This window comes from Novosphingobium sp. GW835-FHT14H07 (assembly GCF_058793515.1).
This window is the reverse complement of the sequence record NZ_JBXAFX010000020.1, coordinates 50,876-69,972: the sequence shown is the minus strand read 5'-3', so window position 1 is coordinate 69,972 and position 19,097 is coordinate 50,876. Positions and strand designations below refer to the sequence as shown.

The window sequence follows — 19,097 nt, the reverse complement described above, 5'->3', positions numbered from 1 at the left end:
AGGCGCAGCGTCAGGCACTGGCTGAAATCGTCCAGCACGTATTCCGCAAAGGCCTCGCAATTGACGAAGCCGTGCTTGCGATAGAGCCCGAGTGCCGGTTCGAAGGCGGGGCCTTGGCCGGTTTCGAGGCTGACGCGAGCATAGCCGCGCTGCCGTGCAACCGAAAGCAGGTGAAGCAGCATGGCTTCGCCGATTTTCTTTCCCAACCAATCACTTGCGACGCGCATGGACTTCAGTTCGCCATGCGTGGAATCAAGTTCGCGGATCGCGCCCATCCCGGCAAGCGCATTTCCGACCCACGCCGAATAGAAGGTGACGCCGGGTTGGCGCAGTTTTTCAACCGGAAGTGCGTGGACCTTGCAGGCAGGTGAGTTGGCATGCATGCCCGAGAGGTGGAAGGCGACAAGTTCGCGGATTGCCTCTCCGGAAAGATCGTCTTCGAGGATCTTGACACAGTCCATTGGGCCCCTCCCTTCCAGTGATATTGACTGTTCAGCACGAACGGGCGCCATCTCGCAATGCTTCAGAAAAAGCCGCGAAGGGGTCGCCCCACCCAGGCGCATCCGCCGCCGGTCAGCGACGGGAGGCCGGGGGCTTGCGCTCAGGTGTGCTTGTCGGCCTTGCGACGCCCGAAGCGCATGCCGGTTTCAAGGCGTGCGCGCAGCTGGGCGTAATAGGCTTCGAGGAAAGCACGTTCGTCGCCCGCGCCTGCGTTCCAGCCGATCTTGCCGCAGATCGTGCGGGCCACATCACGCAGGGCTTCCTCGCGGTTCTCTCGCAGCACGCGCTCGAGCACCTGCAGTTCGTATTCTCCATAAACGGCAAGGTCGGCATCGCTGAAGCGATACTGCACGCCAGTGGCTTGCGACAGGCCGCGCGCACCTTCGCCAACCGATAGCGCCTGTTCCAGCTTGCGCTTGGGCGCTTCGACCACCCAGGTTCCCGCGATCAGGTCTCCGCACCGGAGCCTGTCGCGATTGAAGAACGGAAACAGCGCAAAGAGCAGGAACCAGACGAGGCCCGCCCAGGCCGCCATCTCGGTATCGCCGCCTTCGACCGAGGCGACGACGATGAAGATCGCAGGCATGAACAGTTCGATATCGCGCACGAGGTTGCGGGCGATAACCGCTTCGGTGGTCAACCGCGCGCCATCCTTGCCACGCGCGCGGGCGGCGACGCGGATGCCGGTGATACGCTTGCCCGGCGTGGCGCCGCGCGGGCCGAGTTCGAAGAACAGGAACCAGGCGTTGCGAAACAGGAACAGCGCGATGATCCAGACGACTACCAGCGCCTGCACCGCGCGCCCAGCGGGGCTGTCATCATCATTGAAGTTTATGCCCACTGCATTGGCGACATAGGCAATGAGCAGCGTGGCGCCGATGATCGCGCCGACGATCATGGCCAGATCGAGGAAGAGTGCAGCGGCGCGTGCTCCGCGCGAGGCCAGGACGAATGGCAGCGCCACGCCTTCAGGGGTGACGACCATACGGCGGCGGCGGTCCTGAAGCGCCTGCGGAGTACGGGGCGCGGACTTGGCGTCACGGCGGAAGGGCAGGCGTATCGCCATCAGCGGGCCTCACGCCGGAAGGCGAAGAAATAGCCGCTCCACAGCACCAGCATGAAGCCTCCCACGGTGAGGCGCGATGGGGTGGAGTCTATGAGCTGACGCCCGAAGCCTTCGAGCAGGGCGGCAAGGATCAGCATGAGGACCACGCCGGTCATGACCTGCGCGGCGCGGCGGCCGGCCGCAGCGGCGGCATCCATGACCGACATGTTGCCGGGGAAGGCCATGGCGCGTCCGATATGAATGCCGGCTGCGCCCGCCAGCAGGATCGCGAACAGCTCTGTCGTGCCGTGAATGGCGAGCCACCCGACAAAATCGAGCAGCAGGCCCTGTCCATGATATAGCCACAGCATCGCGCCAAGCAGTGCCGTGTTGTGAACCAGCAACAGCATGGTCGGCAGCCCGAAGGCAAAGCCCAGCGCAAAGCACATGATCGAGACTTGCGCGTTGTTGCTGAACAGGCCGGCGGCAAACACGCCCATCCCGCTCTGGTCCTGGTTGCCGAACAGCGTGCCGTGCAAGACTTCGCGGCTCGCCCCCGGCACGCGGACATCGGCCATGCCGCCAGGGACCAGCGAATAGTACCATTCGGGGTTCGACGCCACGAGCAGCCAGCCGACCGCAGTGCCCGCAACCATCAATGCGAGCGCGATCAGCAGATCGATGCCGAGCCCGCGCACGCTGGCGCTCCATCCGCCGCCGATGAAGCCGCGAAACCATGACCACAACGAGGCGCGCGGGCCATAGACGAGGAACCAGGCGCGTTGTGTCAGCGCTTCGAGATAGGCGACGAGCGCCGCGTCCAACGAGGTTTCGCGGGCGATCGAAAGGCTGGACGCGGCAGTGCGATAAAGAGCCGGAAGGGCGAGCAAGTCCTCATCCGAAACGCCGCGCGTGCGCCCGGCCTCCATGCGCTTGAGCACTGCTTCGAGGCGCTTCCAATCGGCTTCGCGTTCAAGCCGGAAGCGATCGGAACGCAGGGCGGCGTGTTCTGCCGCAACAGCGGCCTCTGTCGGCCGGGCGAACCAGTTGCCGATCTTCTGGGCAATTCCTGTGGTGACAGCGTTCATCCGATGCGTCCCTCGCGCTTGATCGCGAGATAGGAATCGAGCAGTCGCGTGCCGATCTGGTCATGCGGCGCTTCGAGCACGCGCACACCGAGGTGGCGCAGGCGCTGGAGCACGATCGCGCGCTGCCTGGAAAGCGTAGTGGCGGTGACCGCTTCGGCGACAGATTGCATGTCGGTGACGGTGGCGGTTGCAAGGCCGGCGAGTTCGGCATCGGCCATGACCACGAACAGCACGAGGTGGCGCTCTACCAGTCGGCCCACGTTCTCGACCATCAGCTCGGCGCTGGTGGGGTCGGAGAAATCAGAGAAGAGCACGATCAGCGAACGGCGCTGCAGCCGTGCGGCGAGCGTGGACAGGGCGAGCGTGAAGTTGGGCTCGCCGGGATGGTAATCAAGCTGGGCGGCGGCGCGCTGCAGGCGAGCGAAATCGCGGCTGTCGGTGACGAACGGGGTGGCAACTTCCGGGCGCGCACCGAAGCCGAACAGCGCGACGCGATCTTGCGCCTTGAGTGCGACATAGGCGGTGGTGAGTGCGGCGGTGACGGCGCGGTCGATCCGGGGCAGGCCGTCGATCGGTTCGCACATCGCCTGTCCGCAATCGAACGCGAAGACGATCTGGTTGTTGCGCTCGACCTCGTATTCCTTGGCGAAAAGGCGGGCGTGGCGGGCCGAGCTTTTCCAGTCGATCCGGCGGCGGTCCATGCCCGGTTCGTACTCGGCAAGTGCTTCGAATTCAGTGCCCTCGCCACGGATACGCCGCGCGATCAAGCCGAACTGGGCATCGCGCAGGAATATCTGCAGCGCCGGGCTGCGTACCGGGGCGATGTTCGGCCAGACCCGCACTTCGGCCTCAAGATCGCGGGTGGCCTGGCGGTGGGCGAGGCCGAGCGGGCCGCTCCAGCGCAGCCACAGGCGGGTGAGCCGGCCGGTGCCGCGGCGGGTGGGGGCGATCGTGGTGCTGCCGCTCCATGCGCCGTCCGCGAAGGTGAGCGGCAGGGCAATACGGCCCCCCTCGGCAAGGCGAGAGTCGCATGCGATTGCCGCGTCGGGGCGGATGCCGTTGCGGACACGGGCGAGTGCGGCGACCACCGTCAGGGTGGCAGGTTCGCCGACCTCGCTATCGGACGGCGCGTGGATCTGTACGTCCTCGAGGGAGCCGGCGAAGAGGCCGTCGAGCAGGATCAGCACGAGCAGTGCGCCGCCCAGCGCAGGTGCGGCGATCCAGGCCGCAGGAGCGGCCGCGGCCAGGACCAGGGCCAGCGGGGCGAGGCCTGCAAAGAGCAGGACTGCACGGCCCGAGGGCAGGATGGCGGCAGGCTTGATCAACGGGGGGCTTCCGTGCCTTCTACCAGCGCAGCAACGATGGTCTCGACCTGCTTGCCTTCGATCTCGGCAGCGGGGCTGAGCATCAGGCGGTGGCGCAGGACGGCAGTGGCGAGCGCCTTGACGTCGTCGGGGATGACGTAATCACGACCATCGAGCGCGGCGCGTGCGCGGGCGGCCCCGGCCAGCAGCACGGCGGCGCGGGGGCTGGCTCCGACGACCAGATCGCCGCTTTCGCGCGTGGCGCGAACCAGGCGCACGATGTAGTCGACAATCGATTCAGCGAGCGTGATCGAGGCGATGGCGGACTGTGCGCGGCCAAGCTCTGCCGCAGTGGTCACGGAAACGACGCCGAGATCGGCGGGCTTGGGTGCGCCCTTGCCTTCGCCGTAGCGGGCAACGATGCGGGCTTCCTCCTCGATGGAAGGATAGCCGACGAGGAGCTTGAACAGGAAGCGGTCCAACTGGGCTTCGGGCAGCGGGTAGACGCCTTGGCTTTCGATCGGGTTCTGCGTGGCGACCACGGTAAAGCGTTCGGACAGGGCGTGGACCTCGCCGTCGAGGGTGACGCGGCGCTCCTGCATGGCTTCGAGCAGGGCGGCCTGCGTCTTGGGCGGGGTGCGGTTGATTTCGTCGGCCAGCAGCAGTTCGTGGAAGATGGGGCCGCGCGTGAGCGTGAACTGGCTGGTCTGGAAATTGAACAGGTTGGAGCCGAGGATGTCGCCAGGCATCAGATCGGGGGTGAACTGGATGCGCCCGAAATCAAGGCCGAGAGCGGCGGCAAAGGTCTGTGCGAGGAAGGTCTTGGCCGTGCCGGGAGGGCCTTCGAGCAGGACATGGCCGCCTGCGAACAGCGCGACGAGCAGTTGATCGAGCACCTCTTCCTGCCCCACGATCGCCTTGCCGACTTCGGCGCGGATCCGGCCGGATAGCGCGCCGAGCTCGGTCAGGGACATTTCGGAGGTCGTCTCGGTCACTTGAGGTGCCTTTCTATCTGCTGCAGCACTTGGGCGCGCTTCGTCAGTTCATGGGGCTTGCGGGCATCGCGCAAGTGGCGCGCGGCCTGGGAAAACGGTGGGCCGGCGATGGCACGGCGGAGTTGCGCAGCGTCGATCAGGCGCTCGGTCTCCTGCGGGTCGAGGCCCTTGGGCAGGCCCAGCGCCAGCGCAATGCGTTCGCGCGTGGCATCGGCATAGGGCGCGGCGGCGAGGTGGACGCGGCCAGCGCGGCGGATGAGCCCCGCAGCGTTGGCGACCAGAGCGGCCTTGCCAAAGGCGATTTCCTGCCCCTGCACCAGCGCCGGTCCGAAGCGGTTGAGCGCGCGCCAGGCAATCGCCAGCGCGGCGAGGAAAAGGCAGATCGTGGCGGCAAGGAAAGGTGGCTCGAACGCGAGGGTCAGCAGATTGCGGCTGGCGCCGAAGCCGTTGAAGGTCATGTCGAAGACGATCGGCTGGCTGCGATCATCCGCCGTGGCGAGCACGAGATCGCGGGCAAGCATGGCGGTGTTGCGGTCGGCCAAGCCCCAGTTGTCGAGCAGATCGGGCTCGAACACGAGGACGACAGGGTACAGGTCCTCATCCTCGCCGCCGTAACCAGGGTCGATCCCGGCGAAATTGTTGAGCGCGGGATAGTAGCCATCGTCATCCAGAAACGCCGCGAGCGTCTTGCCTCTGCCGGTGGTGAGAAGGGGGAAGAGGCCCTTGCCGGAACCGGTTTCGATCTGGCGATCGTCAGGGAACTTGCCGCGGCGGTCACCAAGCTTCCAGCCGCCCGCGGGTGGCGAATCTTCATCGCCGATCTCGACCCTGACGTTGTCGGCAAAGCCCTTCCATTCGGGCGCCTGCGTGCCGACCATCTGCACCCAGCCGCGCTTGGCGGCCTTGGCGTTGACACCCATTGCCAGCCACTTGGGGGTGACGACGATCGTCGGGCCCCAGTAGCGGTGGGCATCGACGATCCTGGCGATCTCCTTGCCATCGGCATCGGCTGGCGGGGTGAGGATGAGCAGGCCCGGTGCGTTTTCCAGCGCGCGGCGGTTGCGCTGGCGCTGGACGTCAAGGCCTTCGGCTTCGAGCATCCGCGCAAGGCCGGCATAGCCATTGAGGCCTTGCCCGCCGACATGCGCGCCGCCGTTGTTGCCGTTGCCGCCGGTGCCGTTGCCAAGGAACCAGAGCAGCGCGACGAAGGCGAGCGCGCCGACCAGCAGCATCCCGATCAGCGTGCCGCGCGAGAACGGGGTTGGTGCGGCATTGCTCATTGCGCAGCGACCGTCAGCGGCGCGATGGCAAAGCGCGAATAGGCTTCGCGCGCCGTGCTCCATTCGTCTGCCCCAAGGGGCCGCAGGGCATAGCGGGCGCGCTCGACCAGGCTGGCGATGGTGCCGAAGGCGGCGCGCGCTTCTCCGGGTAGCCCGGTGATGGTGCCGATTTCGCGCGCGGTGCTGGAGGGGGCCAGCCAATCGGGCCGGGCGCGGGCGATCTGGCCAACGCTGCGCTTGAGCAGGAGATGCGCGGCCTCGCCATAGAGGCCTTGCGCGGCAAGGCGGTCAGCGTCCTCGAGCAGGGCGAGCGCTTCTTCGCGCAGCGGCGCCCATTCAGGCTCTGCCACTCTCCGGTGGGTGCCACGTTCGCGCCACAGCGGCCAGAGCAGGCTCCATGCGATCCACAGCACGCCGAGCCCTGCGCCGACCAGCATCAGCATCTCGATCACGCTCCAGCTGCCGCCGAGCAGGCGCCCGAGCGGTGAGAGAAGCCATTCGAGGAAGCGGCCAAGCGCCTTGAGCCAGTCCGGCGTGACGGGCATGGGATCGGGCGGGACAGGTGCGAGCTGGATATCGCCCGATTCGCGGATCGAGCGCCATGCAGCCTCGGCTGCGGCCGCATCATTTGCTGGTACTGTTGCCGAAGCCGGTGCCGTCACCCGCGCAACCTTGCACGCGGCAGGCGACGGGGCAAGCACAAGTCACCGTCCTTTTGAATACTCTTACTGGCCGCGGATGCGTTCCAACGGGTAAGTCCCAAGTATTCGCAGGTTCTTGGCAAAGAAATCGAGCTCTTCGAGCGCGAGATCGACGGGGCGTTCACCCGGCGCGCCGACGATATCGGCATAGAATTCGGTGGCGGCAAAGCTCGCGCCGCGCTGGTAGCTTTCCAGCTTGGTCATGTTGACCCCGTTTGTCGCAAAGCCGCCCAGCGCCTTGTAGAGCGCAGCCGGGATATTGCGCACTTCGAATACGAACGTCGTCATCGCCGGGCCGGAGATGGTGGCCGGATCGCGCGGGGTCCTGGACAGGATCACGAAGCGGGTGGTGTTGTCGTGCGCGTCCTCGACGTTGTCCTCGATCACCTTCAGGCCATAGAGTTCGGCGGCGATGCGCGGGGCAAGTGCGGCCACGGTCGGATCGCCCAGTTCGGCGACATAGGCAGCGGCCCCGGCGGTATCGGCATAGCTCATCGGCACGATGCCGCGGTCACGCAGATAGAATCGCGACTGGCCGAGCGCCTGCGGGTGACTGTATGCGGCGGTGAACGGACCATCGCCAAGCGCCATCAGGCTCGCATGGATCTCGAGGAAGTGTTCGCCGACAATCGAAAGGCCGCTCTCGGGCAGCAGGAAGTGGATGTCGGCTACGCGCCCGTGCTGCGAATTCTCGATCGGGATGATCGCGTGGGCCGCGCGGCCTTCCTTGACCGCGTCGAGCGCGTCTTCGAACGAGAAGCATGGCAGCGGCAGGCAATCGGGCAAGGCCTCGAGCGCGGCGCGGTGGGAGTTGGCGCCCGGCGCCCCCTGGAACGAAACGGCGCGCGCAGGATCGGCGGCTGCAGCGGCAGCCATGTTCTCGACAAGGGCGAGCGCGGGGGCGGGATAGCTCTGCATGATGGCTCGCGCGTTAAGCCGCTCTGTTCTTTCGGGCAAGGGAGATCGAATTTGCGGCGCAAACCATCTTGCGCTGCCGCATGGCCCTGACTAGAGGGACCCCGAACTCGCGCGGGTGTCGGCAAGGTGCTGACGTTGCGCCTATGGGGCTCGTAAATGGACGATCGTTTCAATACCATCGCCGGATGGACCTTGTTCGGGGGCATCGTGGCTCTGGGGCTCTCCAGCCTGTCGGCGCACTACTTCCTGGCCGACAAGGAGCACCGTCCGGAAAAGATGGGCTACGCGATCGAGGGCGTCGTCGAAGAAGGTGCCGAGGGTGGCGGGGCGGCTGAGCTGCCGCTGGCGAATCTCCTCGCTGCTGGTGACGTTGCCAAGGGCGAAGCCGTTTTTGCCAAGTGCAAGGCCTGCCACACCGCCGAGCAGGGCGGCGCCAATGGCATCGGTCCGAACCTCTATGGCATCGTCGGCAAGCCGGTCGGCAAGCATGCTGCGGGCTTTGCCTATTCGGCTGATCTCGCTGCCAAGGGCGGCAACTGGGATTTCGCCACGCTTGATGCCTGGTTGAAGAACCCCAAGGCCTTTGCCGCCGGCACCAAGATGTCATTCGCCGGTCTGCCCAAGGGTGAAGACCGCGCCAACGTGATTCTCTATCTCAACTCGCTCGGCTCGAACCTGCCGCTGCCTGCGCCTGAAGCCGTTCCGGCAGCTGGTGCTGCGCCTGCCGAAGGTGCTGCCGTTGCTCTGGTTGGCGATGCCGCCAAGGGCGAGGCAGTCTTTGCCAAGTGCAAGGCTTGCCACACCATCGATCAGGGCGGTGCCAACGGCATTGGTCCCAACCTGTTCGGCGTTCATGGTGAGGCCGTGGCTGGCGATCGCGGCGGTTATGCCTTCTCCGACGCGCTCAAGGGCAAGGGCGGCACCTGGGACGATGCCACGCTCGATGCCTGGCTGAAGAATCCCAAGGCCTTTGCCGCTGGCACCAAGATGACCTTCGCCGGCATTGCTGACGATCAGCAGCGTGCGGACGTGATCGCCTACCTGAAGTCGAAGAAGTAAACTTCGCTTTCAGACGAAATTCAAAAGGGCGTCCGGAGCGATCCGGGCGCCCTTTTGATGTCTTCGGTACCTATTGCGTTTGCGCATGAGCCGCGCAGAGTTGCGCTTTAGGAAAAACCGATGCGCCTGTTTACTGCCTTGCCGCTTCTGCTCGTCATGACTCCGGCCGGTGCGGCGGAACCTCCCGCCGCCATGCAGGGCAATTGGACTGTCGACCTGTCGGCCAAGCCGGAAGAGCCTTACACAAAACCGATGGTGCTACAGCTGCAGGCCGATGGCACGGTCAAGGGCAGCTTCTACGAGAGCGAAATACTGGCAGGACGCTGGAAGACCGACCGCGCGCGGACTTGCGTGAGCTTTCGCACCACCGATGGCGCCGGGCCCTATCACACGGCGGCGTGCCTGGTAGGCGATCACATAGAGGGCCAGACCTGGGCGGAGCATCGCAGCTTCCTGTTCAACTGGAACGCGAAGCGCTGACCGTCAGAGGTGGCAGGCCTCGGCCATGATCGCTGCATTTAGCGTCTCTGGCTCAACCGGGGCGTACTGATCGGCACTGTCGGCGGCAACGGCGTTGCGGGACAGGATCTCGCCGGACGTCGCGTAGTCCGTTGCCGCGGCAATGAGCACGCGCTTCGCGGCGCAGTCATAGCGGAACAGGATGATCTTGCGCCCGGTGGCCAAGCTCGCGGCGGGGGCAAAGTCGAAACCTGCCCAGACCTGACGGACGGCAAAGCTACGAGCCGGGCTGGGCGGCAGTTCGCGGACTGATTCGGGACGCACGAGCACTTCGGTGCGGTCCTCGGCCACGCCGATGACCTTCCAGTCGGCAGACCATCCTCTTGCTGCAATGTCTTCTGCCATTGCCCCGCCGGAGAAGCCGAGGAAGGCGAGAGGGAGCAGCAGGCTGCGGATGGAGGTCATCGGGTGGCTCCGGAGTGCTTCGGTTAAGGTGCTGATAACCATGCCCGCCAGGCGCGCCCAGCTAGGGGTTTGTCCTGAGTCCCGCGATGCGACAGCAGGCTAGTTGTCGGTTAACGCAGGCTCGCCCGCACGGCCCTTGAACCCTTGGGCAATCACGTACCACTCCGAGGAATCCTTGCGGCTCGAGGGGGGCTTGGCGTGCTTTACAGTCGTGAAGTTCTTCTTGAGGATCTTGAGGAGTTCGCCATCGGTGCCGCCGGCAAAGACCTTGGCGACGAACGCCCCGCCGGGGGCCAGGGTCTGGACGGCAAAGTCTACAGCCGTCTCGACCAGGCCCATCGTGCGCAGGTGGTCGGTCTGCTTGTGGCCAACGGTGTTGGCGGCCATGTCGGAGATCACGAGATCTGGGGGACCATCCAGCGCACCTTGCAGAGCTTCCGGCGCCTCATCGGCCATGAAGTCCATCTGGAAGATGGTCACGCCCTCGATCGGATCGGTGGGCAGGAGATCGATGCCAACGATCTTTGCCGCCGGCGACTTCTTGCGCACGACCTGGCTCCACCCGCCAGGCGCGATGCCGAGATCGACGACACGCTTCGAGCCTTTGAGCAGGCCGAACTTCTCATCGAGATCGATCAGCTTGAATGCCGCGCGGCTGCGCCAGCCTTCGGCCTTGGCCTGCTTCACGTAAGGGTCGTTGAGCTGGCGCGACAGCCAGCGCACCGATGAGGCCGAGCGGCCCTTGGCGCTCTTGAGCCGTTCGTTGGGATTCTTTCCGGAACGACTCATGCTGCTTCCGTTTTCCTGGGCCCGCGCGGATCGGCGCCGGTGGCCATGAGGCTGCGCAGGATGCCTTCGCGAATGCCGCGATCGGCAATGCCAAGGCGCTCTGCCGGCCAGATGTCGAGGATCGATTCGAGGATGGCGCACCCGGCAACGACGAGGTCCGAGCGTTCGCGCCCGATGCAGGGCACGGCAATGCGCTCGGCCGGGGTCATGGTTGACAGACGGCGGGAGATGTCGCGCATCGAATCGGCCGGCACGATCAGGCCGTCGACCGCGCGGCGATCATACTGCGGCAGTTCGAGATGGAGTGATGCCAGCGTGGTGACGGTGCCGCTGGTGCCCAGCAGGCGGATGCTGCGCTCGCCCTGCGCTGCGTGCCGGATCGGCGTTACGCGGGCGGTGAAATCGGAAAAACCTTCGTCCACACGTCGGCGCATCTCGGCATAGGCGACCGCGCGGGCATGCGGATCGTCGGCAATCGCGCCGATGCTCTCGGTCAAAGAGACGACGCCCCATGGCACCGACTGCCAATCGAGGATGCTGGGCACGGTTTCGCCGGTTTCCACCAGCACCATCTCCGTCGACCCGCCGCCGATGTCGAAGATCATCGCCGGGCCGTTGCCCTGTTCGAGCAGAATGTGGCAGCCGAGCACGGCGAGGCGTGCCTCTTCCTGCGCGGTGATGATATTCAGGTGGATGCCGGTTTCGTTGCGAACGCGATCGATGAAGGCCTGTCCGTTGCTCGCACGGCGGCAGGCTTCGGTGGCAACCGAGCGGGCAAGATGCACGTTGCGCTTGCGCAGCTTGTCGGCACAGACGTGCAGGGCGCCAAGCGCGCGGTCCATGGCCTCGTCGGAAAGGCGCCCGGTCTGGGCCAGTCCCTCGCCCAGGCGGACCACGCGGCTGAAGGCGTCGATCACCACGAAATGCTCGCCCGAGGGCCTTGCGATCAGGAGACGGCAGTTATTTGTGCCCAGGTCGATCGCGGCATAGGCCTGGCGGTGATGGGGCAGCGGTTTCTGCCAGGTGCTTGCACGCTCAAACGCGGGCGGTGCGGGAGATTCCGCCACCACAGCCGGAGTTGCCGCGGCGATAGCCTCGTGCGTGCCGCCACCGCGTGCTGCGGGCGGACTGGTCTTGCCGGCCGACTTGGGTGGGACACCGCTCCCGGTCTTGCCGCGTGGCCGACGGGGCTTTTTCCTTTGCCCCTTCTTGCCGCCTGCCGTCTTGCCGTTGGCCGGCTGGCCGTCCGGTCGCGCGCCTTGCCCATTTGCCGGCGGAATGGAACCCGCCATGAATCGTATTCGCTTATGTTTTCCCGCGCCGCCTGATGCAGGCCGGGTACTTGATGCCAATGCTAGCGATGTGCCGCCCCGCCCGCAAGACCGGCACCAAAAATGCCCATTGAACCGCTTGACTTGGGCGCACTCGCCCCCTAGTTGCGCGCCTCACACTGCCCCGTCGTCTAATGGTAAGACTACGGATTCTGATTCCGTCTATCGAGGTTCGAATCCTCGCGGGGCATCCAGCTTTCCAGACTTTCTGCCTGCCATGAGCAGCCCCCAGGTCATCGCCAGGACGAAAACCTGTGCCTCGATGACCGCGGTGAGCCCCCGTGCAGTCGTTGTAAGCCCCTGTTCGCCAAGCAGGTTGCCAATCCTGTCGACATCGAGCTGCATGCCCGCAACTCCCAGCTCGAGAGCCTGGAGTGAGCCTGCCAGCAGAACTCCGCCGGAAAGGTAGATCAGCAGGCCCGCCGTCCCTCCCGCGCACAGTGCGGCGGCAAGCACGACACGTCGGCTTTGGCCGGTGCACGCGGCCCACGAGGCCAGACCTGCCGCAGAGCCAAGAATTGCGCCCTCAAAAGGTCCGGTGACGTAAAGGTCCGATACGCCGGACAGCAACCCCACGCCTTCTCGGCCCAAGAGGTTGCCCAGAGCGCCAGTCGCAAGGCCGCCCAGTGCGGCGCCGGCAACGATCCACCAATCGGGATTCTGACGCCAAGCGACGGTGGCAGCCATTCCCGCGCCCAGACCTGCACCGGCGAGAAGACCGAGGACACCGACCATCGCGGAAAGAACAAGCACCTGACCGCCACCGCCAGTCCCCGCGATGATGCCATAGCACAGCCCGGCGGCGGCTCCGGCCACGAGTCCCGACAAAGTGCAGGCCGCGGCGATACGCGACGCTCGCGCCATTGGTTCGGCAGCATCCGCTTGCTGCGGCATCGCAGCAATGAAGCGGTAGCCGTGTTTCGGCACTGTCTGAATGAAGCGGGGATTGGCCGCATTGTCTCCCAGCGCGCGGCGCAGGGTGCGGATACATTGTGTCAGCGCCTCGTCTGTAACCGGGATGCCCTGCCAGACCTCGTCCATGAAGCTGTCCTTGCTCACCAGTTCGCCCCGCCGCGCGACCAGCAGCGCGAGCGCATCGAAGTAGCGGCTGCCGAGCTCGACCGGTTTTCCGTGTTGCAGCAACTGCCGGTTCTCGCAGTCGAGCTCGAAGTCCCCGAAGCGCAGAATCTGTGCGTGTCTTCCCATTGCGTCCGGGTCTGCTGCCATACCGGAGCATTGGCAAGCGCTTGGCGTGTTGTCAGCAATTGCTCATCTTTTCCTCATGCCTTTCAGACCGCGCCGCCTCATCAATCGCCGCCATAAATGCGCAAGGAGGCTCGATCATGACCAACGCCCATACTTCGAAGACTGCCAATGGCTGGCGAATTGCCGGATGGGGCAGCCTCCTGGCACTGCTCCTCCTTCCCGCCCTTGCGATGCAACTGACCCCGGAGGTGAATTGGACTGCCGGGGACTTCGTGTTCGCCGCACTGCTGCTAGGCTTCATCGGCGCCGTATGCGAACTTGCGGCCAGATATGCTCAGGCAGGAACACAGCGCGCGGGTTACATCCTCGCCGGTGTTGCAGCCTTCCTTACCGTCTGGTCAAACGCTGCCGTTGGCATCATTGGCGACGACAATTCCGTCAACACGCTCTTCTTCCTCATGGTTGTTGTCGGGATGGCGGTGGCGGTGGCTTGTCGGTTCCGCCCCCACGCCATGCGCTGGATAGCGTTGTGCCTCGCCGCAGGCCAGTATGCCGCCGGTGTCGTCGCCCTCAACCAGATGCCGGGGCACGCTGTCGAATGGGGCGTCCTGACGTTCTTTGCCTTGCTGTGGCTTGCAGTCGCCTGGTGCCATCATCGCGCTGAACTGGCCTAGCACCGCCGCATACAGCTTGCGGGGCCCACCAGCGCGCACTGGCGTGTGCGGCAATCTTTCCTTGCACGGTTCGGGGGTTGCGCTTTCCGGCATGGTGACCGACCTATGCAGGCATGACTGAAGAAGAAAAGCAGCACGAGCTGACCAAGCGCAAGTTCTACAAGGCCGAGCAGGAAGCCGGTTTCGTCGAGAACCACCCCAAGACCACCCCCCAGCAGCAGGACCCGGCCTACCGGCTGGCCTTCCGTGACACCGACTTCCTCCTGCGCGAGGAATTGCGACCGGTGCGGTTCCAGCTGGAACTGCTCAAGACCGAGATGCTGCTCGACGAAGCGGACATCGGATCGACGCTGGTTGTCTATGGGTCTGCGCGCATTCCTTCGCCCGACATGGCCGAAGCGGCGCTGGCGACGGCGACCACGCCCGAGCGCAAGGCGGTGATCGAGAGCCTTGTTGCCAAGGCCAAGTACTACGAAGAAGCGCGTAAGCTGGCCTTCACCGCCAGCAAGTGCGGGCTGGTGGAAGACGGCAAGCGCCAGTTCGTGATCTGCTCGGGCGGCGGGCCATCGATCATGGAAGCGGCCAATCGCGGGGCGCACGATGCTGGCGCCGAATCGATCGGGCTGAACATCGTCCTGCCGCACGAGCAGGCACCGAACAGCTATGTCACGCCGCACCTCTCGTTCCAGTTCCACTACTTCGCGCTGCGGAAGATGCACTTCCTGCTGCGGGCGCGGGCGGTGGCGGTGTTCCCGGGAGGCTTCGGCACTTTCGATGAGTTCTTCGAACTGCTGACCCTGATCCAGACCGGCAAGATGAAGCCGATTCCGATCCTGCTGTTCGGCGGTGATTACTGGAACCGCGTGGTGAACTTCCGTGCGCTTGCCGAGGAAGGCGTGATCAACTTCGAGGACCTGGAGCTGTTCATTCCGGTGGAGACAGCCGAGGAAGCCTGGGACCACATCGTCAAGTTCTACGATCTGGACTGCTGACCGATGATCCGGACCGCGCGGCTGCTGTTGCGACCCGTGCGCCCGCAGGAGGACCTTGCGGCGATGCACGCGATCATGCGGCAGCCGCGTGCCATGGCCTACTGGTCCACACCGCCGCACGACAGCGAGGCCGTGACAGCGGAATGGCTTGGCAACATGGCGGACATCCCTGACCTGGAGGGTGAGGATTTCATCGTCGAGCATCAGGGCCGCGTCATCGGCAAGGCGGGATTCTACCGCTTCCCCGACCTCGGCTACATGTTCGACCCGGACGTCTGGGGGCAGGGCTTCGCACGTGAGGCGGTGGGCATGGTGATCGCGCGCGGGTTTACCGTCCATCACCTGCCGCGCATCCTTGCCGACGTCGATCCGCGCAACAAGGCTTCCATCCGGCTGCTTGAACGGCTCGGTTTTGCCGAGACACACCGCGCGGCGCGGACGTGGCTGGTCGGCGAGGAGTGGTGCGACAGCGTCTACTTCGCGCTAACGCGCGAGGATTGGGATCAGCGCACCGCCTGATGGCCGAGCGGGCCGTGGCCAGCGCCGAAGCCGGGCGCGGCCAGCAGGGCAGCGCGGACGAATTCTCTGGCGTCTTCCACCGCCTCTTCGAGCGACGCGCCGCTGACGAGCAGCGTGGCGATGGCGCTCGACATCGTGCAGCCGGTGCCGTGGGTGTGGCGCGTTTCGATGCGGGGTGCGGTCCAGACGCGCTCGGACTGCCCTGGAATGACCAGGCGGTCGATCACTTCGGGACCGTCGGCGTCCCCGCCCTTGGCGATATAGGCAATGCCCCGCCCCTGCATCGCGGCATCGCCACCAAGCGCTGCGAGCTCAGGTACGTTCGGCGTTGTCAGCGTGGCGAGCGCCATCAGTCGTTCGAAGGCAGCAATTGTAGCTGCGTCAGCGAGCGCTGCACCGCTGGTGGAGATCATCACCGGGTCAAACACGATGGGCACGGACAGGCATTCGAGCCGGTCTGCTACCACGGTCGCAATCTGGGGTGAGCCGAGCATGCCGATCTTCACCGCATCTACGCCCAGATCGTTGAGGCAGGCGTCGATCTGCGCGGCGACCATGGCGGGATCGACCGGGAGGACGGCATGGACGCCGGTGGTGTCCTGCGCGGTCAGGGCGCAGATCGCGGTCATCGCATAGCCGCCAAGCATGGTGATCGTCTTGATATCGGCCTGGATGCCGGCGCCGCCGCCGGAATCCGAGCCTGCGATCGACAGGACGCGGGGTGGCCTCATCCCTTGAACTTGCGCTCCGTTGATGGCGGGTGCTTGGCGTGGAGCGCCTTCGCCCGCGTCGGGCGGTCCATAAGTTCACCGCCGCAGTTGGGGCAGCGATCGTCGAGCTCTTCGGCGCATTCGGCGCACCACGTGCATTCGAACGAGCAGATGAAGGCGCCGGGGGCTTCGGCCGGAAGATCCGCGCCGCAGCGTTCGCAATCGGGGCGCATTTCCAGCATCAGGCAGCCTTCCTGACGGCATCGCAGATCTGGTCGACCACAGCCTCGACTTCGCCGGCGTCGTCACCCTCGGCCATCACGCGAATGACCGGTTCGGTGCCGGATGGACGGATGACGAGGCGGCCCTTGCCGATCAGGCGCGCCTCGGCATCAGCGATCGCCTGCTTCACCGTCTTGTCGTCCAACGGCTTGCCGCCAGCAAAGCGCACGTTCTTCAGCAATTGCGGGACCGGGTCGAACTGATGCAGCAGCTCGCTGGCCGGCTTGCCGCTTTCCACCAGCGCGGCCAGCACCTGCAGGGCCGCGACCGTGCCGTCACCAGTGGTGGCGTGATCGGTCAGGATCATGTGGCCGGACTGCTCGCCACCGACATTGAACCCGCCTTCGCGCATGCGTTCGAGCACGTAGCGGTCCCCCACTGCGGTGCGTTCGAGTGTCAGGCCCTTGCCATTGAGGCAGCGTTCGAGGCCGAGGTTGGACATGACAGTGGCCACCACGCCGCCGCCGCGCAGCTCTCCACGCGCGGCAAGCTGGGTGCCGATCAGTGCCATGATCTGGTCGCCGTCGACCGTCTGGCTTTTCTCGTCGACCACGATCAGGCGATCGGCGTCGCCGTCGAGGGCAATGCCGATATCGGCCCGCACTTCGCGAACCTTGGCCTTGATCGCATCAAGATGGGTGGAGCCGACCCCGGCATTGATGTTCTTGCCGTTGGGCTCGACGCCCATGGCGATGACTTCCGCGCCCAGTTCCCACAGCGCCGAGGGCGTGACGTGGTAGGCTGCGCCGTTTGCGCAATCGATCACGATGCGCAGGCCATCGAGCCGCACGTTGTCAGGCAAGCTGGCCTTGACCGCATGGATATAGCGGCCGCGCGCATCCTCGATACGACGGGCGCGCCCGACTTGCGTGGCGTCGGCGAGGGCAAGATCCTGGGCCAGCATGGCTTCGATGCTGAGTTCAGCATCGTCCGAAAGCTTGAAGCCGTCCGGCCCGAACAGCTTGATGCCGTTGTCCTCGAAAGGGTTGTGGCTGGCCGAGATCATCACGCCAAGGTCCGCCCGCATCGAGCGGGTGAGCATGGCGACCGCGGGCGTCGGCATCGGTCCGAGCAGGACGACATCCATGCCAACCGAAGTGAACCCGGCGACCATCGCGCTTTCCATCATGTAGCCGGACAGGCGCGTGTCCTTGCCGATCACGACGCGATGGCGGTGGTCGCCGCGCTGGAAGTAAGTGCCTGCCGCCTGCCCGACCTTCATTGCGGTCGCGGCGGTCATCACTCCGGCGTTGGTCCGGCCCCGGATGCCATCGGTGCCGAAGAACTTGCGTGCCATGAAACGGCGTTTCCCTCTTTTTCGTGCGCCCGATCCCGGGCGGCATGCGTTGCCTTGCCGTGCAACCTAGCTAGAGTTGTCTCAAGATGACCTTACCGCCTTCTGAAAATTCGTCCATCACGCAACCGCCGATCCCGACGATCCGCGCAGGCTGGATCTTTGCCGCGCTTGTCGGAGGGCTTGCGTTGGGCCTTTCCCTGGCGTTTCTTGACCCGGCGCTGCTTGATCCCGTGCTGGTCGTGGCACAACCTGTCGGTACGCTGTGGCTGAACGCCTTACGCGCTACGATCGTGCCGCTCGTGGTTTCGCTGCTGTTCACCGGCATCGCACAGACGGTGGCCGCAGCGCGTGCGGGGGCGCTGGCAAGACGGGCGTTGCTGTTCTTCTTCGCGATCTTGGCCGGCGGAAGTGCAATGGCGGGACTGCTGATCCCGGCGATCCTTTCCGTTTTCCCGATGCCGACCGCCGCTGCAGCAGCCTTGCGGGCCAGCGTCGCGCAGATTCACGACAAGGCGACCGTGCCCGGCTTTGGCGCCTTCCTGCAATCGCTGGTGCCCACCAACGTGCTGCAATCGGCTGCCACGGACCAGATCCTGCCAGTCATCCTGTTTACCGCCGTGTTCGGCCTTGCCGCCACGCGCCTTGCCGAAACGCAACGGCGGTCGCTCGCGACATTCTTCGAGGGCGTCGCCAATGCGATGCTGGTGGTGATCGGCTGGGTGCTTCTGGCCGCTCCCCTCGGCGTGTTCTGCCTCAGCCTTTCGGTTGCGGCGCAGAGCGGGACTTCGGCCATCGGCGCGCTGGCGCACTACGTTGTGGTAGTGACGTCGGCCGGCACCGTGATCTTCCTTATGGCCTATGCCGTTGCCGTGTTCGGCGCGCGTCTGCGGCTGGGCGAGTTCGCCCGCGCTGTGTTGCCGGCGCAGGCTCTGGCACTTTCGACGCAGTCCTCACTGGCAACGCTTCCCGCAATGCTGACGGTCTGCCGCAAGCTGGGCGTTCGGGACCAGACTTCAGACCTTGTGATGCCACTTGCCGTGGCGCTGTTCCGCGCGACCGGTCCGGCGATGAACTTCGCTGTCGCCATCTACGTTGCGCATTGGTTCGGCATGCCGATCACGCCTTCGATGCTGGTTGCGGGCTTCGTGGTGGCAACGCTGACGACACTGGGCGCGGTCAGCCTGCCCGGCGCAATCAGCTTCGTGACCTCGATCGGCCCCATCTCCATCGCGATGGGCATTCCGGTGGAGCCACTCGCCATCCTGGTTGCCGTGGAAGTCCTGCCCGACCTCATGCGCACGCTCGGCAACGTGACGATGGACGTCGCGGTGACGGCGGCGGTCGACCGCGCACACGGTGAACCTGCGCGATAAGTGCAACTGCTGTTTCGATAATTTCAACGACCTTGGGGCGGGACGACTTCGCAACCAACGACTACCTCGCGCGTTGGTCTGCGACGCAGATTTCCAAGCAAGGACGTTG

The 19,097-nt window shown here is 65.4% G+C and carries 21 protein-coding genes and 1 tRNA gene; 7 read left to right on the top strand and 15 right to left on the bottom strand.

Features of this window, described 5'->3' with window-relative positions:
• The 8 genes from AC1Q5P_RS16255 to AC1Q5P_RS16220 all read right to left on the bottom strand — a co-directional run.
• The coding region (locus tag AC1Q5P_RS16255) for a GNAT family N-acetyltransferase (protein ID WP_492477289.1) at window positions 1-461 on the bottom strand (461 nt) is incomplete at its 3' end.
• Between the two features lie 140 nt (window positions 462-601).
• A complete protein-coding gene (locus AC1Q5P_RS16250) occupies window positions 602-1,567 on the bottom strand; it encodes an RDD family protein (protein ID WP_039337028.1) in 966 nt (321 codons plus the stop codon).
• The gene (locus tag AC1Q5P_RS16245) at window positions 1,567-2,634 is read right to left on the bottom strand and encodes a stage II sporulation protein M (protein ID WP_427467950.1); all 1,068 of its coding nucleotides are present in this window, start codon (window positions 2,632-2,634) and stop codon (window positions 1,567-1,569) included. Before AC1Q5P_RS16245 ends, AC1Q5P_RS16250 begins: the two co-directional genes overlap by 1 nt.
• Window positions 2,631-3,959, bottom strand: coding sequence for a DUF58 domain-containing protein (locus AC1Q5P_RS16240; protein ID WP_492519492.1), 1,329 nt, complete (start codon window positions 3,957-3,959; stop codon window positions 2,631-2,633). Before AC1Q5P_RS16240 ends, AC1Q5P_RS16245 begins: the two co-directional genes overlap by 4 nt.
• Window positions 3,956-4,912 (bottom strand): AAA family ATPase, encoded by a 957-nt coding sequence (locus AC1Q5P_RS16235; protein ID WP_492519494.1) that lies wholly within the window; start codon window positions 4,910-4,912, stop codon window positions 3,956-3,958. The genes AC1Q5P_RS16240 and AC1Q5P_RS16235 overlap by 4 nt, the downstream gene beginning before the upstream one ends.
• A 17-nt stretch (window positions 4,913-4,929) precedes the next feature.
• A complete protein-coding gene (locus tag AC1Q5P_RS16230; RefSeq protein WP_492519491.1) occupies window positions 4,930-6,213 on the bottom strand; it encodes a DUF4350 domain-containing protein in 1,284 nt (427 codons plus the stop codon).
• Window positions 6,210-6,875 carry a DUF4129 domain-containing protein gene (locus AC1Q5P_RS16225; RefSeq protein ID WP_052242644.1) on the bottom strand — a complete coding sequence of 222 codons (666 nt, stop codon included), beginning with the start codon at window positions 6,873-6,875 and terminating at the stop codon, window positions 6,210-6,212. Before AC1Q5P_RS16225 ends, AC1Q5P_RS16230 begins: the two co-directional genes overlap by 4 nt.
• 63 nt (window positions 6,876-6,938) lie before the next feature.
• On the bottom strand, window positions 6,939-7,832 hold the full coding sequence (locus tag AC1Q5P_RS16220) for a prephenate dehydratase (protein WP_039337034.1): 894 nt from the start codon (window positions 7,830-7,832) through the stop codon (window positions 6,939-6,941).
• 156 nt (window positions 7,833-7,988) lie between these two features.
• Here AC1Q5P_RS16220 and AC1Q5P_RS16215 point away from each other — a divergent pair, with 156 nt between their 5' ends.
• Together AC1Q5P_RS16215 and AC1Q5P_RS16210 are read left to right on the top strand one after the other, a co-directional pair.
• Window positions 7,989-8,891 carry a c-type cytochrome gene (locus AC1Q5P_RS16215; RefSeq protein ID WP_082013457.1) on the top strand — a complete coding sequence of 301 codons (903 nt, stop codon included), beginning with the start codon at window positions 7,989-7,991 and terminating at the stop codon, window positions 8,889-8,891.
• A gap of 120 nt (window positions 8,892-9,011) precedes the next feature.
• A complete protein-coding gene (locus AC1Q5P_RS16210) occupies window positions 9,012-9,371 on the top strand; it encodes a hypothetical protein (RefSeq protein ID WP_492519490.1) in 360 nt (119 codons plus the stop codon).
• 3 nt (window positions 9,372-9,374) lie between these two features.
• Here AC1Q5P_RS16210 and AC1Q5P_RS16205 read toward each other — a convergent pair whose 3' ends face one another.
• From AC1Q5P_RS16205 to AC1Q5P_RS16195, 3 genes are all read right to left on the bottom strand, one after another.
• The gene (locus tag AC1Q5P_RS16205) at window positions 9,375-9,815 is read right to left on the bottom strand and encodes a surface-adhesin E family protein (protein ID WP_062344312.1); all 441 of its coding nucleotides are present in this window, start codon (window positions 9,813-9,815) and stop codon (window positions 9,375-9,377) included.
• Window positions 9,816-9,914: 99 nt separating this feature from the next.
• Complete coding sequence (locus AC1Q5P_RS16200; RefSeq protein WP_062344314.1) at window positions 9,915-10,604, bottom strand: RlmE family RNA methyltransferase; 690 nt, start codon at window positions 10,602-10,604, stop codon at window positions 9,915-9,917.
• A complete protein-coding gene (locus AC1Q5P_RS16195) occupies window positions 10,601-11,896 on the bottom strand; it encodes a Ppx/GppA phosphatase family protein (RefSeq protein WP_492519489.1) in 1,296 nt (431 codons plus the stop codon). The genes AC1Q5P_RS16200 and AC1Q5P_RS16195 overlap by 4 nt, the downstream gene beginning before the upstream one ends.
• 159 nt (window positions 11,897-12,055) lie before the next feature.
• Here AC1Q5P_RS16195 and AC1Q5P_RS16190 point away from each other — a divergent pair.
• Window positions 12,056-12,129, top strand: a tRNA-Gln gene (locus AC1Q5P_RS16190).
• Here AC1Q5P_RS16190 and AC1Q5P_RS16185 read toward each other — a convergent pair.
• Window positions 12,098-13,141: a winged helix-turn-helix domain-containing protein gene (locus AC1Q5P_RS16185; RefSeq protein WP_492519488.1), complete on the bottom strand. Its 1,044-nt coding sequence runs from the start codon at window positions 13,139-13,141 to the stop codon at window positions 12,098-12,100. The two genes, AC1Q5P_RS16190 and AC1Q5P_RS16185, sit on opposite strands and share 32 nt — an antisense overlap.
• 137 nt (window positions 13,142-13,278) lie before the next feature.
• On the opposite strand from AC1Q5P_RS16185, the gene AC1Q5P_RS16180 reads away from it, so the two are divergent.
• The 3 genes from AC1Q5P_RS16180 (at window position 13,279) to AC1Q5P_RS16170 (ending at window position 15,326) form a co-directional block, all read left to right on the top strand.
• Entirely contained in the window at window positions 13,279-13,815 is a 537-nt protein-coding gene (locus tag AC1Q5P_RS16180; RefSeq protein ID WP_492477282.1) for a hypothetical protein, read from the top strand.
• Window positions 13,816-13,928: 113 nt separating this feature from the next.
• Window positions 13,929-14,807 carry an LOG family protein gene (locus tag AC1Q5P_RS16175; protein ID WP_492519487.1) on the top strand — a complete coding sequence of 293 codons (879 nt, stop codon included), beginning with the start codon at window positions 13,929-13,931 and terminating at the stop codon, window positions 14,805-14,807.
• Window positions 14,808-14,810: 3 nt separating this feature from the next.
• Entirely contained in the window at window positions 14,811-15,326 is a 516-nt protein-coding gene (locus tag AC1Q5P_RS16170) for a GNAT family N-acetyltransferase (protein WP_193827510.1), read from the top strand.
• Here the strand turns inward: AC1Q5P_RS16170 and thiD are convergent.
• Genes thiD through glmM form a run of 3 tightly spaced genes read right to left on the bottom strand, consistent with a single transcriptional unit; the run spans window position 15,311 to window position 17,615 of the window.
• On the bottom strand, window positions 15,311-16,057 hold the full coding sequence (thiD, locus tag AC1Q5P_RS16165) for a bifunctional hydroxymethylpyrimidine kinase/phosphomethylpyrimidine kinase (protein WP_193827511.1): 747 nt from the start codon (window positions 16,055-16,057) through the stop codon (window positions 15,311-15,313). The two genes, AC1Q5P_RS16170 and thiD, sit on opposite strands and share 16 nt — an antisense overlap.
• Window positions 16,054-16,278 carry a DUF1272 domain-containing protein gene (locus AC1Q5P_RS16160; RefSeq protein WP_039337056.1) on the bottom strand — a complete coding sequence of 75 codons (225 nt, stop codon included), beginning with the start codon at window positions 16,276-16,278 and terminating at the stop codon, window positions 16,054-16,056. The genes thiD and AC1Q5P_RS16160 overlap by 4 nt, the downstream gene beginning before the upstream one ends.
• Window positions 16,278-17,615: a phosphoglucosamine mutase gene (glmM, locus tag AC1Q5P_RS16155; RefSeq protein WP_039337058.1), complete on the bottom strand. Its 1,338-nt coding sequence runs from the start codon at window positions 17,613-17,615 to the stop codon at window positions 16,278-16,280. Before glmM ends, AC1Q5P_RS16160 begins: the two co-directional genes overlap by 1 nt.
• An 86-nt stretch (window positions 17,616-17,701) precedes the next feature.
• Here glmM and AC1Q5P_RS16150 point away from each other — a divergent pair, with 86 nt between their 5' ends.
• Entirely contained in the window at window positions 17,702-18,988 is a 1,287-nt protein-coding gene (locus AC1Q5P_RS16150) for a dicarboxylate/amino acid:cation symporter (protein WP_492519486.1), read from the top strand.
• Window positions 18,989-19,097 lie beyond the last annotated feature (109 nt).